Here is a 22011-nt window from a genome sequence, read left to right on the forward strand (position 1 = left end):
GTACATGCTACGTGCTGCTAAAAAAGCGAAATATTCACTCGGCAATACATTATAGCCAACAGCCGGTATAACGCTCCCGCCGGTGCACAATATTGGTGCCCCAAACCAGTGCGTAGCATTTAACATAACAGTAAGAGCGGTAAGTCTTGTCGGCATGACGTCACTATTACAGCACTGAGTATGAAGGTTGTGGGCATTGGTGACTTAGGGTTTAATCGTTCTCTTGACCTCTACACCGGCGTGTATGACCCCCTCCTCACCGATTAATTTTTTATAATGCAGATCCACGTCTTTAAATGCACTGACAATTCTACCTTTATTATTTTTTAACTCAGAGGTATCAATCTGTATATTCTGAGATGTCACTATTTGACCATAATCATTGGTTATTGTTTTAGCCTTTATTCTGATATCAGCAGGCCCAGAGAGCGTATTGGACTTAACAACCCCATCCCAATTATTAAAAAATTTCTTTGCTTCAATAGATGTATACCCGCTGTTTGCATAGATACTTCCAGCTCGGTTATTAACATTATGCCCTGAAATTCTAATACCGAACCGCTCACTCACTTTATAGTCTAAACTCTGCCGCTCACTTTTAATCTTCCCATCGATATTATCAACATCACCTAAACTTCTTATTTTTAACTTCGGGGCATATATCCTTCCACCATTGTTTTTAATAAATGACGTTGAGACTAGATTAGCCACTATATCAGCCTCTATCATTCCTTTATTCTGGATACCACCGCTATTGGCATAAAGGAATATTTTATTAGCATACATTCCACCAAGCTGAGTTACATCAATGGCGACATTAGTACTATTATAAAGGCCGTTATCTATCGGTTTAATATCAACCTTTTCGTTAACCTCAGTAAAACCAACATGATTTTTACCTATTGCAGTCATGATATCTTCAGCCCTTATTTCACCCTCAACAGTGAGGGAGGCAGAAAATAAATTGAGAAAAGTATCAGAGGCATTATTGTATTTTAACCCACTTCGGCCAATTCTAATCGCACCTTGATTAACCTCAAAACCCGTTAAAAAACCAGCATTAACCACTGGTTTTCCCGTGGTTAATATGACATTAGTCGCATTACTAAATTGGCAGTTATTGCAATAAATCCCTGATGGGTTAGCAATAATAACATGGGCTTGAGAACCAATAACGGCCAACTCCCCATGTAATATACTTGGCTTATTTGATGTCACTTCATTTAAAATAACTTTTGCTATTTTATCGACAAGATTAGGATTACCAACAAAACTAGGGCTATCAACCTCAAGGTTGTTAAACAATAGTTTATTATATCCGCGCCCTAAATCCAGACTAAACTCATCATACTTATTATGTGAAAGTCCTTTTTCATTCGGAGTTACTATATTTATAGTGGTAAATATAGCACCTTGACAATGAGCATTTTGAGTCATGCATAATTTTTTTCTTTCAATATAATGATGCATTTCTGGCTGTTGATGTTTAGGTGCTTTCATGTCAGCCACAACATTGGCAAATGAGCAAAAGCTGGTAATCGTTAATAAAAAATGGATAATCAAACATGATTTGTAAATAATATTATATTTTGCAACCACATGGCAGTACAAGACCATCACTTTGCCCCCACTGCTTTTATAAAAATATAATTGTAGTAAGTTGCATATTCAAATAATTGGTTAATAACTACAAGCTTAAAAATACAATATATATATATTAATTATGATAAACCCAAATTATATAAGGAACTTTAGCTAGTATTGCCAATTAATCATAAAGCCAAAAACTGCGGAATCCGTATGAAAATTAGCAGGTTTATAGAGTGGAATACCAATATTCAAGTCATAACCAAATCGATGATAACTGCCGCGAATGCCTGTAACAGCACCAACCAAAGAGTCCCCTAGCAAGAATTGGTCACCTTTCTCGCTTACCTCACCATAATCCACACCTAGATAGATTTGGCTGCCAATATGTTGATTTACCCACACAATATCATTTTTTAAAAACCACCCTTGTGAGCCAACTAGCACATTGTCGGTTGAGAAACCGCGTACTGAGCTGCGCCCTCCGATAGAAAACTTATCTTGCATCTTAAGATTGGAATGTGAGTATTGATGGCTAAATTCCGGTTGAAAATGAAACCGCTGCTCACCCAGCATAAAAGGAATGTCCAGCGCCGCCGTGACATTAACCAGTTTGGCTACTGGAGATGCGGCTCCGGCTGTCGAAGAGTCCGCACCAAGCCATTGAGTTCCTTGCCGATAATTAATTCCCCCGGTTATCGTGGCCCAGCCGGTATAATGAAGATGTCGTAAACCGAGTTGCCAATCAACGGTATCCTGTCGTTGAATATCTAGTTCAATATCAGCAAAAAAACGATTGGACTTACGAATTAATGCGCCCGTGTAACCCACGGTTTTATAGTTATAACCTCGCATGAGTAGTCGCTGAATTTGCATTTCCAGTGATTGCCAATATGTACGATATTCAAAGGCAGTATCAGCTATTAGCAACGTTTGGTAGTAAGTGCCCCTACTGCCCGTCACACTCCACAGCCAGTTTCCAAAAGGGACTGAGTAATGTAGGACAAGATTACTGTTACCCTTGTCATGATGATTATCTAACTCCCGACTAGCGGAAAAATAAGCCATATCACTTAGCGAGAATGGATTATCAAGAAATAACGTCGCCCCAGCACGATAACGACCGACAGCATCATGGCCCGCATTATCAAAAAAAGTATTGAGACGCCAGAAACGAGATTGCTGCCGATTCACCACTATTTGACTGGTTAAATCCTCCCGATTTAATTGAATTTCCATGGTGGCATCCACTGAGGGTAAACGTTGCAGGTTTTCCAGCCCTTGTTCAATATCGCGCAAATTTGCCAACTCACCAATCCTGTTCGGGAATAGTGTATTAAGCTGTGCATAACTATCACTATTTTCATGGTGCTTAATACCGCTCACTCTGCCAGGGATTAAGGTCAGAGATAACACCCCCTCAGCATAACTTTCTTCCGTGAAAGTCACTTGTGAAGTGATATAACCGTCATCGACCAATTGCCACTGAAGACTATCCTGCAATGCCGATAGCCCTTTCTCACCCAAGCATTGTCCCTGAGCTTGTTTTGCCCATTGCACTAACCGTGCGGCATTGGGAAAGGCACTCATATTAAGCAACTCAACGCGGTCAATGACCAGGCAGGAAATTTCATCTGAGGAAAAAGTACTTCCTTCCAGTGCCGCCGATTCACTCTTCATTTGAGCATGTGATAATGGTGGTGTAAGGCTATTTTTTAACTCTCGTTGCTGTTGTTCTAAAATAATAGCTTGAGTTGAGTCAGTTTTAGCATAAGTGATAAAAGGGAACGAAAATATGAAAACCCATAAAGGTAATAAGAGTGTTGTTATCGGTTTTTTATTATAATCATTTGCAACACCCTCACTGACGGCTATCAGCTTCATTATATAAACTCCATTTTATTTAAATAATCATCAAAACAATTAGCCACAAATGTGGCTAATTGTTTAATAGCTATGCATTCAATTATTAAAAGCTAAACTTATATTTCTTCTTTATCTGCTCTCTTGAATGGGTTATTATTTTGATTCGCCACCTCAACTTTTTTAACAAACACTTTAACATCACCACTGTCTGCAGATATATCCCCGCCATCATTAATCAACCTTCCGGTACTGACAGTAACAATCGATTCTTTATCTCCGTCCTCGCCAATTACCCTCCCATTACTATTATCGATTACACCACCACCATGCAAATACACGTCTTTGCCTAAAACAAGCCCATTATTATTAATATTTCCATGAGTGATAGCCAGAAGCGAATCTAATACCACAATGTCATTAGAGTTTTTTATATTACCCTCAGCAACAATACGTATTTTATTAGCATACATTCCTCCCATTTTACCAACATCAACACTGTCGAAATAATCTGGCCGACTTAAATGGGATGATAATGGCTTTATATTGAGTTTTTGTCCTGGAGCCGCCAAATCTATACGATATTTCCCTGCAACCACCATAACATCATCAGCCCCTACTTCACCCACCTTACCAACGGCACCCAAATGACCTGTCACATTTAGTTTTTCAGAGAATAAATCAAGATAGGCAATGTCTGAACCCTTTCCCTTATGCTGAAGTCCTTTACGTTTTCCTCCCTTATGAATATTTATTTCCCCCTCTACGACTCTAAAACCACTCAATTTATTTTCACTAAACGACGCTTTACCTGTAGTCAGCGTTAGATGAGGAATATCAGTAAATGAACATCCATAACAATTAATACCTGATGGATTAGCGATAATAACATGGGCATTTTGCCCAGCCAGTTTCACTTCCCCAGCAAATGTACTTGAGTAAGGAGAGCGAACTTCATTTAAAATGATCTTTGCCGCCATGCTTTCCAGATTCCTATTACCATCAATTTCATTGGACAAAGCATTATTTATAATAATCACGTCATTATAGTGACCGGCATCAAATTGGGTATATTTGTTATGTGATAACCCATTTTTGTCTGGTGATTGAATATTTACCGTTGTTGTTTTTCCACAACCCCATGCATTTCGACAAGGTGTCGGGTTATCCGGAAGATGTACTTCTGTTTTTATATCGGCTTGTTGATGACTTGGTGCTTCGTTATCAGCAATAACATTAGCTGATAACGAGGTGGAAACACCACATAGTGACAGTAGAATGGAGAGTGGCAGTATTGATAACTTTCTGTTTTTATTTTCATGAATTAAATTCATATAATTACCTTAGATATTAATTAGTTCGATTATAATATTTTGTATATTGTCGTTTAAAATCGACGATTAATTAGCGGTTTTTCATGAAAAAAAGTCAATATAACAAAGTATATAAAATATATTATAAGAGAGATAAATATAGATTTTAAAATTAGTAATATATATAAGATAAAAACAGTTCATTATAAAAAAAGATAGTTTATAGCCTGGAATTGAGAAAAAATGAGGTTAAATTAATTGCCATTTGAGGCTGTTGAGAAAAAAGAGCACAAAAAAACCCTGACGTTTCCGTCAGGGTTCTTAAATTTGGTCGGCGAGAGAGGATTCGAACCTCCGACCCACTGGTCCCAAACCAGTTGCGCTACCAAGCTGCGCTACTCGCCGAATTGGGCCGCATCTTACTGCTACACATTTGGGCCGTCAATCACTTTTTAACAACCTGCTGGTGACTGTTGTTAAAAGCATCACCAGAGGTTAAAACTGAATCATTCGAGCTATACCTGAGCTTCGGCGTTTTTCAGTTGCGGTGATTGCGCCCGCAGGAATGGCAGCAAGAAGAAGGCAGATAAACAGGCCGCAACCGAAATCACCACAAAGAAACCATTCCAGTGCCAAACCTCCATCACACGGGCAATTGGGTAACCCGATAGAGCAGCACCCAAGTAAGCAAACAGCCCAACAAAGCCCGTTGCAGCGCCAGCGGCGTCCTTATGTGAACATTCCGCGGCAGCCATACCAATCAGCATCTGAGGTCCAAAAATAAAGAATCCGATGGCAAAAAAGCAACCCGCCTGCAATACAAAGTTGATACCAGGCATCACCCACAGTGATGCGACAGAAAGGAAAATACCGATGGCGAATATCAAGTTCATTGGGCCACGATTACCACGGAACCACTTATCAGAACCCCAACCCGCAACCAGAGAGCCGATAAATCCACCCACTTCAAATAGTGAAATGGCAGAGTTGGCGGTCATTAATGAATAGCCTTTCTCTTGGGTCAGATAGAGATTACCCCAGTCATTAATCGCCGTGCGAACGATATAAACCAGGACATAAGATACCGCCAGCAACCAGATATACTTATTGGTTAACACATAGCGCTTCACAATCTCTTTATTCGATAACCCCTGACCTTCAGACTCCTGCACCAGTTCCATGGCATCATTGCGCCACTTACCCACACTTGGCAGCCCCATGGTGCTAGGCTTATCCCGCAGACGCCAACACATCAGTAAACCAATTATCACGCCAATAATACCAGGGATAATCATGCCGTAACGCCAGCTAAAGTGCAGAGAAATAAAGCCGACTAATAATGGAATCAACGCGCCGCCAAAGTTATGTGACGTATTCCAGATAGCCCACCAACTGCCGCGTTCAGAGCGAGAATACCAACTAGTGAGTATTTTTGAACAGGGTGGCCAACCCCAGCCTTGGAAGAAAGCATTGAGGATCCACAAGGTACCGAACACCAACAGTGAGGAACTCATACCAAACAGAATATTGATAACCCCGGTCATGACCAGACCAATACCCATAAAATAACGTGGATTCGAGCGGTCGCTAATCATCCCCGAAATAAATTTTGAACACCCATAAGTGATATAAAACATCGTACCTAAAATCCCAACATCTGACATCGTCAGGCCCAAGTCGCTGAGCATCGCTGGCATAATGAAGTTAAAGCTTTTACGGGTGAAATAAAAAGCAGCGTAGCCGATGTACATCGTCCACATTAATTGAATGCGCCAATATTTATAGGATGAATCAATCTGCTCTTGATTCGTTACCATCACTTCGCTATCGCGACTTTTGAGGAAAGACCACATGTTAAACCTTAGGATATTTTACAAGTGTAATCATCATGATGCGCACAGGAACGAAACTAATTAGGGAAATTCTCACTGCATACGAGAATATTTCTTAGTTTCCATCAATGAGTTAGGAAACTGTGGGTAAGGTCACATTTAAGCAAGTTCCCTGATCCACATTCAAGCTGAAGTTCCCCCCCAGCGCACTCACCCGCGATTGCATGCCACGCAACCCATAGCCTGGCGTCAATGTGGCCAAATCGATACCTTTTCCATTATCACGAATCGTCAGATATATCTGCTGACTATCCTGCGTCGCATTAATCTCAATCCGACTGGCACCGCCATGACGATAGGCATTGGTCACGCCCTCCTGACAAATCCGGTATAGCGTTATTTTGAGTGTTTCATCGATAGGGTTATCATCAAGTTGCCAATGCAGCACACCAACAACAGATTGATCTTGAGGGATAAGTTCACGCATCAGTGCCGCTATGGCCGCCGACAGCGGTAAGTTATTTAATGCTGCAGGCCATAATTTAGCTAACACATCATGGACGCCGTCATAGACCCGCAATGCCTGTGTCTCTATCATTTCCGCACTGGTTAACACCGGCTGCTGTGTGGTTAAGCGCTTAATAACACTGGCCTGAGTGCGGATAACTGTCACCGTCTGCCCGACCTCATCATGCAATTCCCTCGCCACATCACGCCGGGCATGTTCCTCTGCCACCACCAATGCTTTAGCTAATTCGCGATTTTCATTCAGCCGTATTTGCAATTGCTGATTCAATTCCCGTTGCCGCTGAATTCCGGCACCCAGTAATAACCCCGTCAGGCTTTGCGCTAACAATGACAGCAGCAAGTCGCGGTGAGAGTCTAATTGCAAAGGGGTATTAATCAATAACACCACACCATTCAGTAATGTCGCGACAGATGCCCCCTGCCAACCATATCGGTAAGCCATGAAGACTATCGGGATTGCCAAACAGAATGGGGCAACCAGGTACAAATCTGATTCGGTGACTTGATTCTGTAGCCAGATGCTCAGGGCGAATAGCAACAGATACCACATGATATGGTGCAAACGTAGATTAATGGGCTTATGAATTAGCCCTGGCTCTAAAGGTAACCAAATCTGGCGCGCCAGGTAGTGCCACAATAACAGGCAGGTCGGCGCAATTGTGAACCCACCGACCAGCCCCAGCAATAGCGCCATTGCCCCTTGGTCACTGGCAATTTGCCATCCCAACGCCTGTATCAATGCAGCACCAACAATCACTGCACCTTGCATTAATGGCCATTGCCATTCACTTTGATTTTTCTGATGACGTAATAACCATGGGGAGGCAAAAAATGCCAGTAACGTCGTCGCCAACAGCAGTGGGATAGCACACCACAGCAGATCCACATAACCAAACTGGTCAGTCAATAGCCACCATAGCAAGGCATCACCGAGCAAAATTCCCGGCCAGTACTGACGGGGACTTTGTAATAAAATCCCAATACGCAAGCCGAAAGGGAACAACAGCAATGCCTGCAAGGGGCGGTCAACAAGTTGAGTGCCGACTGACCATAAACAAAAAGCCGCAGTGGTATAGATAAAGAATAATGCCAACACCATGACCAACCGCTGCATCATAGGTTCAGCACCTGCTTCGCCAGTTCAACGTTATTGTTAACACCTAGTTTGGAAAATAAGTTAGCGCGATGGACATGGACGGTTTTGGGTGACAGACCGAGTAACTCGGCAATCTCGCGCACTTCCCTACCTTGCGCCAATAATACCGCAACCTCACGCTCACGGCGGGTCAAAGGGTCGACAGCAACGCGGGCAAGTTTTTGGGCAATTTCGGGCATTAGATATACCCCCCCACTGCCCACCGTTCGGACAGCAGAAACCAAATCTTCCGGTTTACAACGTTTGGTGAGAAAGCCCCGCGCTCCGCGCTCTAAGGCCATCTCTACTAAAGCTGGGCTATCGTGCATCGACAACATAATGACGCCCATCCCTGACGGGAGATCTTTCAATAAATCCAAGCCACTTTCATCAGGCATAGAAACATCACAAATACAGATATTCACCTGTAAGCCCGGCAATCCGGCGCGCGCCTGTTTTGCCGAACTGAATTCTCCAACTACCTGAATATCATCTTCCAGGGAAAGAAGTTGAGCAAAACCGGAGCGCACAATGTCATGATCATCAATAAAGGCAACACGGTAAGTCATGGAAGACTCCAGCCGGGAAGGGATATGAACTGAAGTATACCGCAACCTTATAATTGCAATGTGAATTGGTATCAAGATTCACGCCATATCAGATGTTACCTATATCAATGAGCTATATTGCAGGCTGAACATGCCGGTTGGGGGCCCGACACCAATTATTCTCTGCGTTAATCCCACCATCCGGAGAGGTATAACCTAAGCAGCCCAGAATTGAGTCAAACAGTTCAACCTGGCGGTGAGTTTTGCCGACACGCTGCTCTGCCTGGAGTTGTTCAAAAGCCGTAAGATGTTCCGGTTGTGCCAGAAATTTATCTGATGCCCAAACCATCAATGGCACTCTAAACTGCTCCGGCGGTGCCATTTCTCGTGGGGTTCCGTGGAAGTGAGAGTTATCGTCAATAGATTCCCCATGGTCTGCGGCATAGAACACCAGAGCTTTCTTATCCCGCATTTGGTCAATCACATTGGCGATAAATGAATCGGTGTACAGCACGCTATTATCAAAAGCATTGACCAGTTGCTGTTTGCTACAAAAATCATCCACCCCCATACATTCAGGTTGGTAGCGAGCATAGCTGCGGGGATAGCGTTGGGAGTAAAGATAATGTGAGCCTTTGGTATGAAGCACCACCAGATGCTTACCCTCAGGATAACGCGCCAGTGACTCTTTCAATTCATCCACTAACAGCATGTCATCTACCGGCTTATAATCGTTGCGCTTCTCGGAGGCAATTAATTCTCGGAATGAATAGTTATTGGTGTTCGCATTATTGTAGAACCACATCTCACTCTGCATCGCGAACAACTCGGAGGTAAAACCCAACGACTTCATCACCGCAAATACATTTTGCTCTTTTAGTGTGCGCTGAGGGTTATCTTCCGTGCCCCCTTCTCGCACAAACATACAGCGCAACGATAGTTTGGTCGAGGTATCACAGGATGTGCCACGGAAAGCGACTAAGTTCTTCTCTTTACTCAAACGGGGGGTGGTATCGCGTGGATATCCCAGCAACCCCATATGGTCCCAGCGAGTTGTTTCACCAATGATAAACACAACATAGGTGTCATCAATACCAGCAGGTGCAACATAAGTGTGGTGCTCCGCAGGGTTGTACAGTGTGGCGGCATCATACTGCTCATCGTATTGGGTATAAGCATATAAACCTAATGCAGCCAACCAGTTAGAAGGCAAATAGGAGTGAGCAACGACACCACCATAACTGGGTAAATCCACCGTTTTTAGTTGCTCATCGGCATCCTGTACTTTATCCAGATAACGAATAGGTAACCAAACCAACGCAACAGCAACCAGCATCAGTAAGATAGGTTTAATACGTTGGCCCGGTGTGCGCAGTTGCTCCAACAGAGTTAAACGCAAGGTATTCTTCCAAATAAGCAGCAGAGGCAATGCGCTGACCAGCACCATCCAAATGACAAAATGGAGCCCAATGACCTCTTTAGAGAGGTCAGTATCCGTAGTCAATACGGAAATAACGATGCCATAACCAATCACGACATTGAAAAAAGTCATGTAATAACTGGCGGCGACCGAAATTAGTACCAGCAGGGTTGCTACCACACGGTAAAACCATCGCCCACCGAGGGAGATAACCCGCATGACAAAAAAGGTAAACAGGATAATGGCCATCATTTCAGTGATAGCTGACACAACTTTTATGCCTTGAATACCTTGGCTAAAAGTGTCAAAACGACGATAAAAGACAGAGATATTCAGGAAAATACCAATATAAACTGCCAACAACAAAGAGATACTTTGCTGTGATAAAGATTTAACTCTGTCCATATTACGCAAGGTCTCCAAAGACACTATTTGCGGCTTGAATCAATCAGACAGTAAACCCCTCCTCAGGTTCAGTGCAGAAAAGATAAGCGCGCTATTGATTTTAGTTACAAGAATTATCTTAACCATTATTAGTGTGAAAATCCGCGAGCCCGCGCTGCAGACAGGGAGTATACATCCGTTTATTGAGTTGAAAACTGTGCATAAGGAGGGGTAAGAAGATCGCGTAACACTCAGAATTACATGAGAAAATTATCATGCAATTCTGAGATGAATGATTGAATTACTTAATATTCAAGGTGACGTCGATATTGCCACGTGTGGCATTTGAGTACGGGCAGACAATATGTGCTTTTTTCACTAAATCTTCTGCTACGCTGCGTTCAATTCCCGGCAAGCTGATATCCAACTGAACTTCTATGCCGAAACCTGTTGGGATCGCACCGATACCAACAGTACCCTCGATGCTGGCATCATCAGGCACTTTTATCTTTTCCTTTGATGCCACAAACTTCAGCGCCCCAAGGAAGCAGGCAGAGTAACCGGCAGCAAACAGTTGCTCTGGGTTAGTCACCGCGCCACCTGCGCCCCCCATTTCTTTAGGAACGCCCAATTTCACATCCAGCACGCCATCAGAGGATGTTGCCCGACCATCGCGGCCACCAGTCGCTTTAGCTTTGGCACGGTATACGACTTTTTCAATAGACATAGTGCTTTCCTTTAAGGGTCATTAAACATGAATATACCCTGCATATCGGGGTATAGGCTTAGGATACAATCAGTTAAATAACTTACGATTAAATCGTGCGCTACTTAATTAGTTGCATACTAATAAGTGTAGAACATATCCCATACTTAGCCTCTTCAGCCCAAGTAATACATCGGGGGTTGGTAACGGTTATTTCTATCCAGCTCAGCTACATCATTCAACTAATCAATAATCTTTAACCATGCTGTAGTAGCTTGCCACGCAAGGATTCAAGTTGTTGTTTAATATTCACTAACTGCTCAATATCGCACTCGCTTGCACACATAATTGCCTCAGGAATTGACTCTGCCTGTTCACGTAAGTTTCTGCCCTGCTCAGTCAGACGAATGATGACCTGACGTTCATCATCCACGGCGCGAGAGCGAATTAATAAACCTGCATTTTCCATACGTTTTAGCAAGGGCGTCAATGTGGCGGAATCCAGAAACAGCCGCTGACCAATATCAGAAACCGTTAATTCATCCCCTTCCCATAACACCAACATGACCAGATATTGCGGATAGGTTAGGCCTAACTGATTCAGCAGCTTACGGTAAACCTTATGCAAGGCCAGATTGGCTGAATACAGTGCAAAGCACATCTGCTGGTCCAGCAATAACGGATTTTTCACCTGAAACTCTCAGTGTTGTGGGTCAATACACTCAATATAGATAGTGCGCTATATAATAGCAAGCGTGTTTTTATGAGGAACTCATCATAAAATGCAGGCTATAAAAAAGCCCCCAATTTGGGGGCTTCAGAAACAATTTTATTTAGCCAGTGTATCTATCTTGTCGTCTATGCGCTGCAACATATACGGATAGAATGGGTTTGATGAAATTCTCATCAGTGAATCTAATCCAACCACCAGGACTGCACGTTCACCACGAGCTGCAAACGTCCCCAGACTGATACCGTATTGGTCACGTGGCTCTGGATAACGACCATACAGCGAATCACTCATTGGGAATGGCAATGCCACATGAGATAACGAGAAGATATCTGGCGGATAAATCAGCCCAGTCGGTACTGACGTCTCGTTAGTTTCACCCGCCAGAGTCGTCAACGCGACAGTTTCATTACTTTGTGGCGAAATATTGGTAATCACAGTGGTGCTGTAATTACGTGGCGGTGGCGGCAACAAACGCGCCAAAGCGGTATAAGAAGAGGTTCTCAATAATGGACCGAAGCTGGCCGCACGGTTCAAGTCGAACAGTACCACTTCGCTGCCATTTTTCGGCAAGTGGTTATAAAGCGCAGTGACTACTGCTCGGGTACTGACTGTTGAGTCCATTAATGACTGGAAGGTCAGAATCGGCGGCAGCTCGTCCATCTTATTGTTTCTGGCATCGCGCGCAATTTGCTGTTGCAATACAGAAGTCAGTAAATAAGACTGGCGAGCAGCATTAACTGGGAACGAATTGTATTTGAAAGGATTAAACTCTGGCACTATCCCCAACCAGGCCGCTTTGGCAAAGGCAGGGAAAATAGCTGGCCAGCCGGCAATACCTGCAAAACGTGCGAAGCTTGTTACACCAATCATTGGGGAGATCAATATAACCCGCGCTGGTTTTGCTAGGGTCGGATCATCCATTGAGTCCAACGTGTACTTCATTGCCAGTGCGCCGCCATTAGAAAAACCAACGACATGCAAGGGTAAATCCGGGCCACTCAGTGCTTTGGCTTCGCGCACTGCCAAGCGCGTTGCCGCAAGCCAGTCTTGCCACTCAACATCGGTCAGGCCAGCTGGCACAGTGCCATGAGCAGGTAAACGAATACCAACGGCAACATAACCATGTTGACGATAGTTCTCTGCAATATGGCGCAGGCTGTAAGGGGTATCAGTTAAGCCATGCAGTAATACGACCGCTCCTTTAGGTTTCCCTTCGGGTTGCAGAATATAAGAACGGTTCCAATCATTTTTAAAATGAGGTGGATAAATCGCACTACCAGAATAATAACGATTTAACGGAACTTGGGTTCTTGGCTCCAGTTTCTCGGTAACATTAATCCGCACCTCATCAAAAAGATTATTTTCAGCTTTGATGTATTCTGCCCAATTGGATTTATCAATTTCAGCAGCGCGCATGTCGTGAGGAACAAACGTATGCCAAAGCTCAAGCTTCGGGCCACGCTGTGTGTCGTAAATTCGTATCGCCAATATGGTAACGGACATTACCACCAAAACCAGAACAATCCGTTTAATCCACCGCTTAATGGTTATGGCAGACATGGGCCGTTACTCCGTATGCATTTAATTTTTCACAATTGAGGTTAGTTTATCACCATCTATCGTCATTTAGGTATAAGGATTTCATGCCCTGTGCACTCTAAATTTCAATAAAAATATTATAATACATTACGTTACCGATCATTTAAAAGAAAAGCAGTTAACTTAAGAGTAAAACTTGAAATAATATAGCAAAAGGGTAATTTTTTTCGTTAACAATACATTCAGCAACTACTTGTGTTTTGAACGATAAGTTTTACCAGTTATATTACTCTGAATCCATTAATCGGATTTGATGTTTATGATACTATTATATAAAATGTACTCTTCTTAATTAAACTTATAACTATCAATCAATAATAGAAAAAACTATGCTTACCGAGCTAAAATTCGAAAAACCACTCATTGGTAAAAAAGTATTGGTCACTGGTCATACTGGTTTTACTGGTGGGTGGGCCTGCCTTTGGCTAAAATCAATTGGTGCAAATGTTGCTGGTTTCTCTCTTCCGCCAAATACTTCTCCTGCATTGTTTGACAGTCTTGATTTAATTGAAGATATCCCAACAACACTTGGAGATATTTGCCATTATGACGAAGTCTTCAAAGCGATCGAAACCTTTAAGCCAGAATTAATTCTTCACCTTGCGGCACAACCTCTGGTTCGTCGGTCCTATAGAGAACCCGTCTCAACATTTTTGACGAATGCACAAGGTACTGCACACATTCTGGAAGCAGCACGCACGGTAAAAAGTGTTAAGGGTGTTTTATGTATTACTACAGATAAAGTATATAAAAATAATGAATGGCCTTGGCCGTATCGTGAAAATGATCCACTTGGAGGGAAAGATCCCTATAGCGCCTCCAAAGCAGCTGCTGAAATGATCATCCAAAGTTTTGCTGCTTCATACCCGTTCTCTGAAGGTAAAGGCCCTGCTATCGCGATTGCCAGAGGGGGGAATATTATAGGTGGCGGAGACTGGTCTGAGGACCGACTTATCCCTGACTTTGCTCGAGCTATTGTTGAAAATAGCTCATTAACACTACGTTATCCTGAAGCAACGAGACCTTGGCAACACGTACTTGCTCTTGTTCATAGCTATCTTCTTCTTATGTCAGGTTTAATTTCCGACAAACCTGCGCACTATGCAAGAGCCTGGAATTTAGGACCACAAGACTCAAAACAATACTCAGTACGTGATGTGCTAGAACTCATGAGTTCAAATTGGGAACGTCCATCCTTAAATTATATGGATAATCCACTACATGAAGCTGGTAGTTTAGCACTAGACAGTTCACTTGCCCGCAACGTACTTGGGTGGTGCCCCGTATGGGATACCGAACGTGTTGTAAAAGAAACATCAACCTGGTATCGCGATTATTATAATAACCCTACTAGTGCCAAAGAAATAACTCTTAAGCAAATAAATGCGTGGCGAGAGGGCATCAAAGAATGAATTTTGTAATAGGCGGTCGTGGTCGACTAGGTAATGCTATTTGTAAATCTTATCTACCAGAAGATATTACTTCGCTAGATCGCAGTATATATGCGAACTGGTGGAATATCGCTTGTCAAGATGATATATCACGCTATTTTGAGGCTAGAACCAAACCTGGGTCTCTCATTTTCATAACGGCGGGAATACTTGATCCAAAACTAGCACAAGAAGCACATTTGAATGTTAATTATTTACTGCCAAAGAATATTATTGAGGCAACATCTCATTTAGGACTAAAAGTTGTTACTTTCGGAACTATAATGGAAGAGCTAGTGTCTACTAAGAATGCATATATAGAGAGTAAATCCATGCTCAGTAATTTTATATCGGAATTATCTGATGTAAATACACTACACATTAGGATACATACATTATATGGCAATGGCTTACCAAGTCCTTCTATGTTCCTTGGTCAACTTTATAGTGCTTTAAAGAATAGATCTATTTTTAAGATGTCCTCAGGAAACCAACTAAGAGAATATCATCATATTGACGATGATGTAGCAGCAATTCATACTTTGATAAATAAAAAAATCCATGGGATTTTTAATCTCAATCATGGAAAACCAGTAAAGTTAAAAGATATTGCCAGCTATGTTTTTGAAAAACTTTTCTCGGAAGAGTTATTATCTATTGGCGCTTATCCAGAGCCTAAATATGATAATTATCATATTATATCCCATCGGCCAATTGAGTTAGATGAGGTTGAATTTAGAGAAACGCTTCCAAATATTTTATTCTATTTGAAAAAATGTTTACTAAATAGGGATTTGTTAGTATGACAGAGGAAAAATATAATTTAAATCATAGAAAACCACTAGTTTCTATTTCTATACCTGTTCTTAATGAAGCAGAAAACCTTCCGGTACTATATGCAAGACTATGTAGCCTTGCTGAGAAGATGAGCAAAAGATGTGATTTGGAATTCGTATTTTCGGATAATCATTCCGATGATCAAACATGGGTGATATTAAGTGAACTTGCAGCTAAAGACCCACGTATAAAAGCAATCAGTTTTTCCAAGAATTATGGATTCCAACGCTCTATTCTTGCAAATTATATGCACACAAAAGGTGATGCTGTAATGCAAATTGATGCTGATTTACAAGATCCACCAGAAATGCTCGAGTCATTTTTCGAATTATGGCAAAAGGGCTATCACGTAGTTTATGGCATTAGAAAAAAACGGCCTGAAGGATGGATGATCAATAGCTTTCGTAAATTAGGCTATTGGATGATAGATAAAGTTAGTGAACATCCGATACCAAGAGATGTAGGTGATTTTCGTTTAGTTGACCGGAGAGTCATTAATTCTTTATGTAAAATAAAAACGACTAGTCCTTACTTAAGAGGAATGATTGCTGGCCTAGGTTTTAACCAAATAGGAATTGCCTATGAACGAGACGCGCGAACAGCAGGAGAAAGTAAATTTAATATATCACAGTTGATCCGCCTAGGGTTAACTGCAGTATTTAATCATTCCACTGTTCCACTTCGTGCGGCATCATTTTTGGGATCTGTTATCCTAGCTATCAGCTTACTAGGTGCTCTTTATTATATAGTCCTACGTTTATTTCATCCTGAGCTACCCCGTGGGCTTGCCAGTATTCATATCCTTGTATTATTTGGTATTGGACTTAATTCATTTTTGCTAGGAATAATAGGTGAGTATATATTACGTATATATCTATTACTTCGTTCAGAGCCAATTGCAACTATAGAAAAAAGTCTGAATTTATCTCAATCAGAACTAAAATTTTGAATAGGTAACTATATGAAAGCAGTGATTTTAGCAGGTGGTTTAGGAACGCGAATTGCAGAAGAGTCAGATACTAAACCAAAACCAATGGTAGAGATCGGAGGACATCCTTTACTGTGGCATATTATGAAAACCTTTGCTCATCATGGTATCAAAGAGTTTGTCATATGCTTAGGTTATAAAGGTTATGTTATAAAAGAGTTCTTTTTTAACTACTATCGCCATATGGCTGATATGAGTATTGACCTGAGCACTGGCGAACATAATATACTGAATAGTCAATCAGAAGACTGGAAAATCACTCTAATAGACACAGGCGCAGATACGATGACAGGTGGTCGCCTGAAACGCGTTGCTGAATATCTAGGAGATGAGACTTTTTGTTTAACCTACGGTGATGGTTTATCAGATATCGATATTACTGCTGAACTCGAGTTCCATAGACGTCATGGTAAACTAGCAACTGTAGCAGCAGTTCAACCTCCTGGCCGTTTTGGTGTTTTAAACCTAAATGCAGATCATTATGTGACAAGCTTTGAAGAAAAACCAAGTGATGAGATTGGCTGGATAAATGGTGGCTTCTTTATACTAGAACCTTCCGTCATTAAATATATCGAAAATGACGCCACCTCATGGGAACGAGCCCCTTTAGCTAATTTAGCTAAAGATAATCAACTTGCAGCGTTTCAACACTCAGGATTCTGGCAACCTTGCGATACTCTCCGTGACAAACGAGAGCTTGAGGCACTATGGAGCCAAGGTAATGCTCCGTGGCGCGTGTGGAATTCTTAATGATGACTGAAAGTAATAAAAAATCTAGTTGGCATAAATATCTCATCGGAATTGCAATTACGGTCATATGCTTGGTAATTATTGTCCGTCAGGTCAATATCACAGAAGTCGTTGACGCATTAGAAAGTTTCCGATGGGAGTATCTAGCTATGGGAATAGCTTCCCTTGCATTTGGTTATTCTTTGCGAATATTTCGCTGGGCAATAATGTTGGATGCAACAGGAGCTAAGATAAAGTGGAGTACTTGTGCAGCACCATTTCTTGGCTCTATCGCACTTAATAACGTACTGCCATTGCGTCTTGGCGATGCAATTCGCGCATTTATTTTCCCATCGGCAATGGGGATAAGTAAAACAACAGCAACCACTAGTTTGATTATGGAGCGATTGATTGATTTAATGACTCTATTGGGATGCTTAGCAATTGGCTTGGTGACATTAAGTGGTACTCACCTTCCACCGCTGATTGCCGAATCTGCAGCCACTATGGCAGTAGTGGGTGGAGTAACTCTGATTATTGTTTTCCTCTTTAGCGGATCACTAGCCAAGTATATTAGTAATATAGCTTGTAGGAGAAGCTCATTTAAAGGTCCTGATCGTATATATAAACTCTTAGTAGTAGTTAGTGATTTATTAACTAACTTTGAAATTATGTCTCGGCCAAAAATACTATTTTCTGTAGTAATCATTTCTATGTTTGTTTGGGTTGGCGAGGCGGGCTTATTTTACTTTCTATTAGTTGGATTTGATTTTGATACAGCTCCTGCGATAGCTGTGGTTGTTATGTCAATAGCTACACTTTCAACCTTAGTACCATCATCACCCGGTTATGTCGGTCCTTTCCACTTAGCGGCATTTGCCGCAATTTCGATGCTCGGGGGTACTACCGCACAAGCAGGTAGCTATGCAGTTTTATCTCACTTAGCACTCTGGTTACCAACTACATTAGTAGGTGCAATTGCAATTTTAATGAAACCTGAATTATTCAGGTCTCTTCACTCAAGATCTGCTCCATAAATTTATATAAATTGAGTAACAATTATGAATAATTACGATACCGTTATTGTTGGTGCTGGCTTTACTGGCTTAACTACGGCCTATGTATTAGCAAAGCAGGGTAAAAAAGTCAAAGTCATTGAAGCTGATAGCACCCCAGGTGGTTTGGCTGGTACTTTTGAATTTGCCGATGGTGTCAAACTTGAGAAGTTTTATCATCATTGGTTTAACAATGATATCTATGTACCTGAGCTAGTTAAGGAATTAGGTATGGAAGGTGATGTTATCCTATTACCTACCCGTACAGGCATGTATTTTAATGGTCGTATGTGGAAACTTTCAACTCCACTAGATCTATTACGCTTCAAAGCATTGTCACTAATTGATCGAATTAGACTTGGCCTTCTCGTATTCCAGGTTCGTCGTATTAAAGATTGGAAAACAATTGAACATCTTAGTATCCGCGAATGGTTAGAACCTTTGTGCGGTAAGGCTGTATATAAAATTGTCTGGGAACCTTTAATTGAATCAAAATTTTCGATCTATGCAGAAGCAGTAAATGCTGTCTGGATGTGGAAAAAACTAGTTCTTCGCGGAAGTACTCGCAACGATAAAGGTGGTGAAGAGTTAGCTTACTTTAAAGGGGGTTTTGGTCGTTTAGCTGAGGCAATGGTCACAGCGATAGAGCAAGCCGGTGGCGAAGTGATATTTAATACTAAAGTCACTGGAATTACTTCTGAGGGGAGATCAATTACAACATTACAAACATCTCAAACAGAAGTTCATGGGAAAGAGTTTTTGTTTACACCTTCGCTCCCAATCATTGCTAATATATTCAAAGAGAATGCGCCATCAGAGTGGATCGATAAACTAAACCGTGTCCGTTATTTAGGTAATATGTGTTTGGTATTACGTTTAAATTGCAGTCTTTCAGAAACTTATTGGTTAAATGTTAACGACCCTGGATTCCCATTTGTTGGTGTTATTGAACATACTAACTTTGATAGCACCGAAAACTACAAAGGAAGCCATATTGCTTATCTTTCCAGATATCTAGCAACTGAAGACCCAGTATGGGCATATAGTGATGAAGAATATGTCAACTTTGCTCTACAGCATTTAAAACGAATGTTCCCAGAGATGGATAAATCATGGGTTATTGAACATAAAGTTTGGCGCTCTGAATATGCACAGCCGGTTACAGAACGAGGTTATTCTCAATATGTACCTAGCGAAGAAACTCCATTTGATAATGGGTCAATTTCGACTATGGCACAAATTTATCCTGAAGATCGTGGTACTAACTATGCAATTCGTGAGGGGCGAAAAATTGCTAAGAGCATTTCAGAGAGACTGAGTAAATGATAAAATTTAGCCTAATAGACTTTAAGAAGTTGTTGCCTTACCTATACATAGGCTTAGGTTTACTCATATTGCTCTTAATTGTCGGACGTTTTACACCAATACGAGTAGGTGATGGCTCTGAATATTATGCAATGTTTAGTGCATGGAATGTCACACATCGCCCATGGATGACATCTTTAGCCTATAATGCATATGAAGATTTATTTTCCTCGCATGAAATACTAGGTTTAGTTCCACGCGATGCCCTAGAAAAAACATTCCCTGCTTTGATAGCAGGGAATACCGCTGATTTTAATCACTTTTGGCTTTATAGCTTCCTTGCTTTTATATTTTCTAAAATTATATCACTAACCGGAATTGACTTATCCACACATGGTTCTTTTTTGGTGCTTCATTTTCTTTTAGTCTTTATGACGCTATCCATTTCTTACAGATACTATAAATGGCAAGGCGTTTTTATCGTTATTTTAATGACCTTTTTTTCACCTATACTCTGGTTTACTAATAAGGTTCATACAGAGCTATTTACTTACTGCTTAGCACTATCTGGTGTAATATTTATATATGCGAGAAGATATCTTCCATCTGCGTTAATGTTCGCCATTGCATCAGCTCAAAATCCGAGTTTTGCATTGATTGCATTTGTACCCTTTTGCTATAAATTCATTCTACAAAGAAAAGGTAAATATAGCTCAGCTGAAGTTATCATGGTTGTAGCTACTGTTTTTTTCGTATTACTGCACCCTGTTTATTATTTTTTACGATTTGGGGTAATCACTCCTCAATTGCTTGCTGGTGGAGCTTCATTAGGTGGAAATTTATCGACATTCTATATATGGATAATCGATCCAGACTTAGGAATAATTCCTAACTGGCCATTGGGTATCTTATCTATTATAATCGCTATATATGTATTATTCAGAAATAAAAATATAGAATATCTGCAGACTAATAGGCATATAGGTTTATTCTTAATATTTTATCTTTTGATCAATTTCTACGCACATTCATCAACAACAAATATAAACTCTGGTGCTACTCCAGGGTTAGCACGATATGCACTATGGTATTTACCATTAGCATTTCCTATTCTATTGTTTATTTCAAAAAATATAACATTTAGAAATAAACTCTCTTACATCATTACCTTATTGTTGGTTATTATATCTATACTCTCCCTGAAAGATAACAACCCTAAATTAGGAGAGGATTACACGACACCTTCACGAATATCATTTTTCATACAAAAACATTTGCCATGGTTATATAATCCACCAATAGAAGTATTCCAAGAAAGATATTCTGAATATGGTGAAGCTGTTCATATAAAATCATATCTTGCAATTATGGGACCTGATTGTCTTAAGCTACTAATATCACCTACTAACAATGGTCAAGATGTTCTACTTCCTCATAATTGTCGCTATGATCAAAGAAAAATCAATGCCATAGTGAAAAATTTATCTAGAGAGACTCCATATGGTAAATACGTAAATTTGAGTAAAGAAGATGTTCAAAATATAAATATAAAAGTTCTACCCAAAAAATATAGTACTGCTGTAACAGGTGATGGTGACTTTATCTTAGGAAGTGGATGGGGACAGAAAGAAGAAAGGGGCATTTGGTCCGAGGGTAAGATTGCAAATCTATATATTCCATGTGGTGATGAGCAGTTTTTCTCAAAAAATAAAGAATTTATTATTTTATTAACTCTTCAATCTTTTTCTACTCAAAATATAAAATTTTCGGCTAAGGGGCATTCACTATGGAAAGGTGATCTTTTAGGTAAGCCAACGGACTTATCATTCTCAATTCCATCAGATACATGCCAAAAAGATGGTATCAATATCACTATAGATATATCTAACCCTGTTTCTCCCAGAGAGTTAGGATTATCAGACGATCCAAGAAAACTTGGTATTTTCCTCATTTCTTTTGAAATAAAAGCTGATAACTAGAGTTAATCTGGTAAATGACTGGCTCGTTGTGATCTAGAGG

Annotated in this window: 17 protein-coding genes and 1 tRNA gene; 7 read left to right on the forward strand and 11 right to left on the reverse strand. The window is 40.9% G+C overall.

What is annotated here, in order from left to right:
• Positions 1-204 precede the first annotated feature (204 nt).
• The 11 genes from DJ58_RS09675 to DJ58_RS09625 form a co-directional block, all read right to left on the reverse strand.
• Entirely contained in the window at positions 205-1617 is a 1413-nt protein-coding gene (locus DJ58_RS09675) for a two-partner secretion domain-containing protein (protein ID WP_050413883.1), read from the reverse strand.
• Between the two features lie 138 nt (positions 1618-1755).
• Positions 1756-3471, reverse strand: coding sequence for a ShlB/FhaC/HecB family hemolysin secretion/activation protein (locus DJ58_RS09670; RefSeq protein ID WP_004707200.1), 1716 nt, complete (start codon positions 3469-3471; stop codon positions 1756-1758).
• A 98-nt stretch (positions 3472-3569) separates the two neighbouring features.
• Positions 3570-4784 carry a two-partner secretion domain-containing protein gene (locus DJ58_RS09665; protein WP_004707201.1) on the reverse strand — a complete coding sequence of 405 codons (1215 nt, stop codon included), beginning with the start codon at positions 4782-4784 and terminating at the stop codon, positions 3570-3572.
• A gap of 307 nt (positions 4785-5091) precedes the next feature.
• A tRNA-Pro gene (locus DJ58_RS09660) sits at positions 5092-5168 on the reverse strand.
• Positions 5169-5278: 110 nt separating this feature from the next.
• Positions 5279-6616 (reverse strand): MFS transporter, encoded by a 1338-nt coding sequence (uhpC, locus tag DJ58_RS09655; RefSeq protein WP_004707202.1) that lies wholly within the window; start codon positions 6614-6616, stop codon positions 5279-5281.
• 112 nt (positions 6617-6728) lie between these two features.
• Complete coding sequence (uhpB, locus tag DJ58_RS09650) at positions 6729-8240, reverse strand: signal transduction histidine-protein kinase/phosphatase UhpB (RefSeq protein ID WP_032910545.1); 1512 nt, start codon at positions 8238-8240, stop codon at positions 6729-6731.
• Positions 8237-8827 carry a response regulator transcription factor UhpA gene (gene uhpA, locus DJ58_RS09645; RefSeq protein ID WP_032910546.1) on the reverse strand — a complete coding sequence of 197 codons (591 nt, stop codon included), beginning with the start codon at positions 8825-8827 and terminating at the stop codon, positions 8237-8239. The genes uhpB and uhpA overlap by 4 nt, the downstream gene beginning before the upstream one ends.
• A 112-nt stretch (positions 8828-8939) precedes the next feature.
• A complete protein-coding gene (gene eptB, locus DJ58_RS09640; RefSeq protein ID WP_004707204.1) occupies positions 8940-10631 on the reverse strand; it encodes a kdo(2)-lipid A phosphoethanolamine 7''-transferase in 1692 nt (563 codons plus the stop codon).
• Positions 10632-10911: 280 nt separating this feature from the next.
• Positions 10912-11337 (reverse strand): organic hydroperoxide resistance protein, encoded by a 426-nt coding sequence (locus DJ58_RS09635; RefSeq protein WP_004707205.1) that lies wholly within the window; start codon positions 11335-11337, stop codon positions 10912-10914.
• Positions 11338-11572: 235 nt separating this feature from the next.
• Complete coding sequence (locus DJ58_RS09630) at positions 11573-11977, reverse strand: MarR family winged helix-turn-helix transcriptional regulator (protein WP_050413887.1); 405 nt, start codon at positions 11975-11977, stop codon at positions 11573-11575.
• A gap of 168 nt (positions 11978-12145) precedes the next feature.
• Positions 12146-13609, reverse strand: a complete 1464-nt coding sequence (locus DJ58_RS09625) for an alpha/beta hydrolase (protein WP_032910547.1) — start codon at positions 13607-13609, stop codon at positions 12146-12148.
• Between the two features lie 368 nt (positions 13610-13977).
• On the opposite strand from DJ58_RS09625, the gene rfbG reads away from it, so the two are divergent.
• From rfbG to DJ58_RS09590, 7 genes are read left to right on the forward strand one after another with little or no spacing between them, the layout of a single operon-like run.
• Entirely contained in the window at positions 13978-15060 is a 1083-nt protein-coding gene (rfbG, locus tag DJ58_RS09620; protein WP_004707208.1) for a CDP-glucose 4,6-dehydratase, read from the forward strand.
• Positions 15057-15884: an NAD-dependent epimerase/dehydratase family protein gene (locus tag DJ58_RS09615; protein ID WP_032910548.1), complete on the forward strand. Its 828-nt coding sequence runs from the start codon at positions 15057-15059 to the stop codon at positions 15882-15884. Before rfbG ends, DJ58_RS09615 begins: the two co-directional genes overlap by 4 nt.
• Positions 15881-16864: a glycosyltransferase family 2 protein gene (locus DJ58_RS09610; RefSeq protein ID WP_032910549.1), complete on the forward strand. Its 984-nt coding sequence runs from the start codon at positions 15881-15883 to the stop codon at positions 16862-16864. The genes DJ58_RS09615 and DJ58_RS09610 overlap by 4 nt, the downstream gene beginning before the upstream one ends.
• Before the next feature lie 12 nt (positions 16865-16876).
• A complete protein-coding gene (rfbF, locus tag DJ58_RS09605) occupies positions 16877-17653 on the forward strand; it encodes a glucose-1-phosphate cytidylyltransferase (RefSeq protein ID WP_032910550.1) in 777 nt (258 codons plus the stop codon).
• Positions 17653-18669: a lysylphosphatidylglycerol synthase transmembrane domain-containing protein gene (locus DJ58_RS09600; protein ID WP_004707211.1), complete on the forward strand. Its 1017-nt coding sequence runs from the start codon at positions 17653-17655 to the stop codon at positions 18667-18669. The genes rfbF and DJ58_RS09600 overlap by 1 nt, the downstream gene beginning before the upstream one ends.
• 24 nt (positions 18670-18693) lie before the next feature.
• Entirely contained in the window at positions 18694-20013 is a 1320-nt protein-coding gene (locus DJ58_RS09595) for an NAD(P)/FAD-dependent oxidoreductase (RefSeq protein ID WP_004707212.1), read from the forward strand.
• Positions 20010-21971, forward strand: a complete 1962-nt coding sequence (locus DJ58_RS09590; protein ID WP_071985016.1) for a hypothetical protein — start codon at positions 20010-20012, stop codon at positions 21969-21971. Before DJ58_RS09595 ends, DJ58_RS09590 begins: the two co-directional genes overlap by 4 nt.
• Positions 21972-22011: the final 40 nt, after the last annotated feature.

Source organism: Yersinia frederiksenii ATCC 33641 (genome assembly GCF_000754805.1).
In the GTDB taxonomy this organism is placed as follows: domain Bacteria; phylum Pseudomonadota; class Gammaproteobacteria; order Enterobacterales; family Enterobacteriaceae; genus Yersinia; species Yersinia frederiksenii.

Bases quoted from the DNA above. Each gene is read 5' to 3' on its own strand.
- DJ58_RS09615 (WP_032910548.1), top strand. From the start codon at position 15,057: ATGAATTTTGTAATAGGCGGTCGTGGTCGACTAGGTAATGCTATTTGT.
- rfbF (WP_032910550.1), top strand. From the start codon at position 16,877: ATGAAAGCAGTGATTTTAGCAGGTGGTTTAGGAACGCGAATTGCAGAA.
- DJ58_RS09600 (WP_004707211.1), top strand. From the start codon at position 17,653: ATGATGACTGAAAGTAATAAAAAATCTAGTTGGCATAAATATCTCATC.
- uhpA (WP_032910546.1), bottom strand. From the start codon at position 8,827: ATGACTTACCGTGTTGCCTTTATTGATGATCATGACATTGTGCGCTCC.
- DJ58_RS09670 (WP_004707200.1), bottom strand. From the start codon at position 3,471: ATGAAGCTGATAGCCGTCAGTGAGGGTGTTGCAAATGATTATAATAAA.
- DJ58_RS09665 (WP_004707201.1), bottom strand. From the start codon at position 4,784: ATGAATTTAATTCATGAAAATAAAAACAGAAAGTTATCAATACTGCCA.
- DJ58_RS09625 (WP_032910547.1), bottom strand. From the start codon at position 13,609: ATGTCTGCCATAACCATTAAGCGGTGGATTAAACGGATTGTTCTGGTT.
- uhpC (WP_004707202.1), bottom strand. From the start codon at position 6,616: ATGTGGTCTTTCCTCAAAAGTCGCGATAGCGAAGTGATGGTAACGAAT.
- DJ58_RS09595 (WP_004707212.1), top strand. From the start codon at position 18,694: ATGAATAATTACGATACCGTTATTGTTGGTGCTGGCTTTACTGGCTTA.
- uhpB (WP_032910545.1), bottom strand. From the start codon at position 8,240: ATGATGCAGCGGTTGGTCATGGTGTTGGCATTATTCTTTATCTATACC.
- rfbG (WP_004707208.1), top strand. From the start codon at position 13,978: ATGCTTACCGAGCTAAAATTCGAAAAACCACTCATTGGTAAAAAAGTA.
- DJ58_RS09590 (WP_071985016.1), top strand. From the start codon at position 20,010: ATGATAAAATTTAGCCTAATAGACTTTAAGAAGTTGTTGCCTTACCTA.
- DJ58_RS09610 (WP_032910549.1), top strand. From the start codon at position 15,881: ATGACAGAGGAAAAATATAATTTAAATCATAGAAAACCACTAGTTTCT.
- DJ58_RS09630 (WP_050413887.1), bottom strand. From the start codon at position 11,977: ATGTGCTTTGCACTGTATTCAGCCAATCTGGCCTTGCATAAGGTTTAC.
- DJ58_RS09635 (WP_004707205.1), bottom strand. From the start codon at position 11,337: ATGTCTATTGAAAAAGTCGTATACCGTGCCAAAGCTAAAGCGACTGGT.
- eptB (WP_004707204.1), bottom strand. From the start codon at position 10,631: ATGGACAGAGTTAAATCTTTATCACAGCAAAGTATCTCTTTGTTGTTG.
- DJ58_RS09675 (WP_050413883.1), bottom strand. From the start codon at position 1,617: ATGGTCTTGTACTGCCATGTGGTTGCAAAATATAATATTATTTACAAA.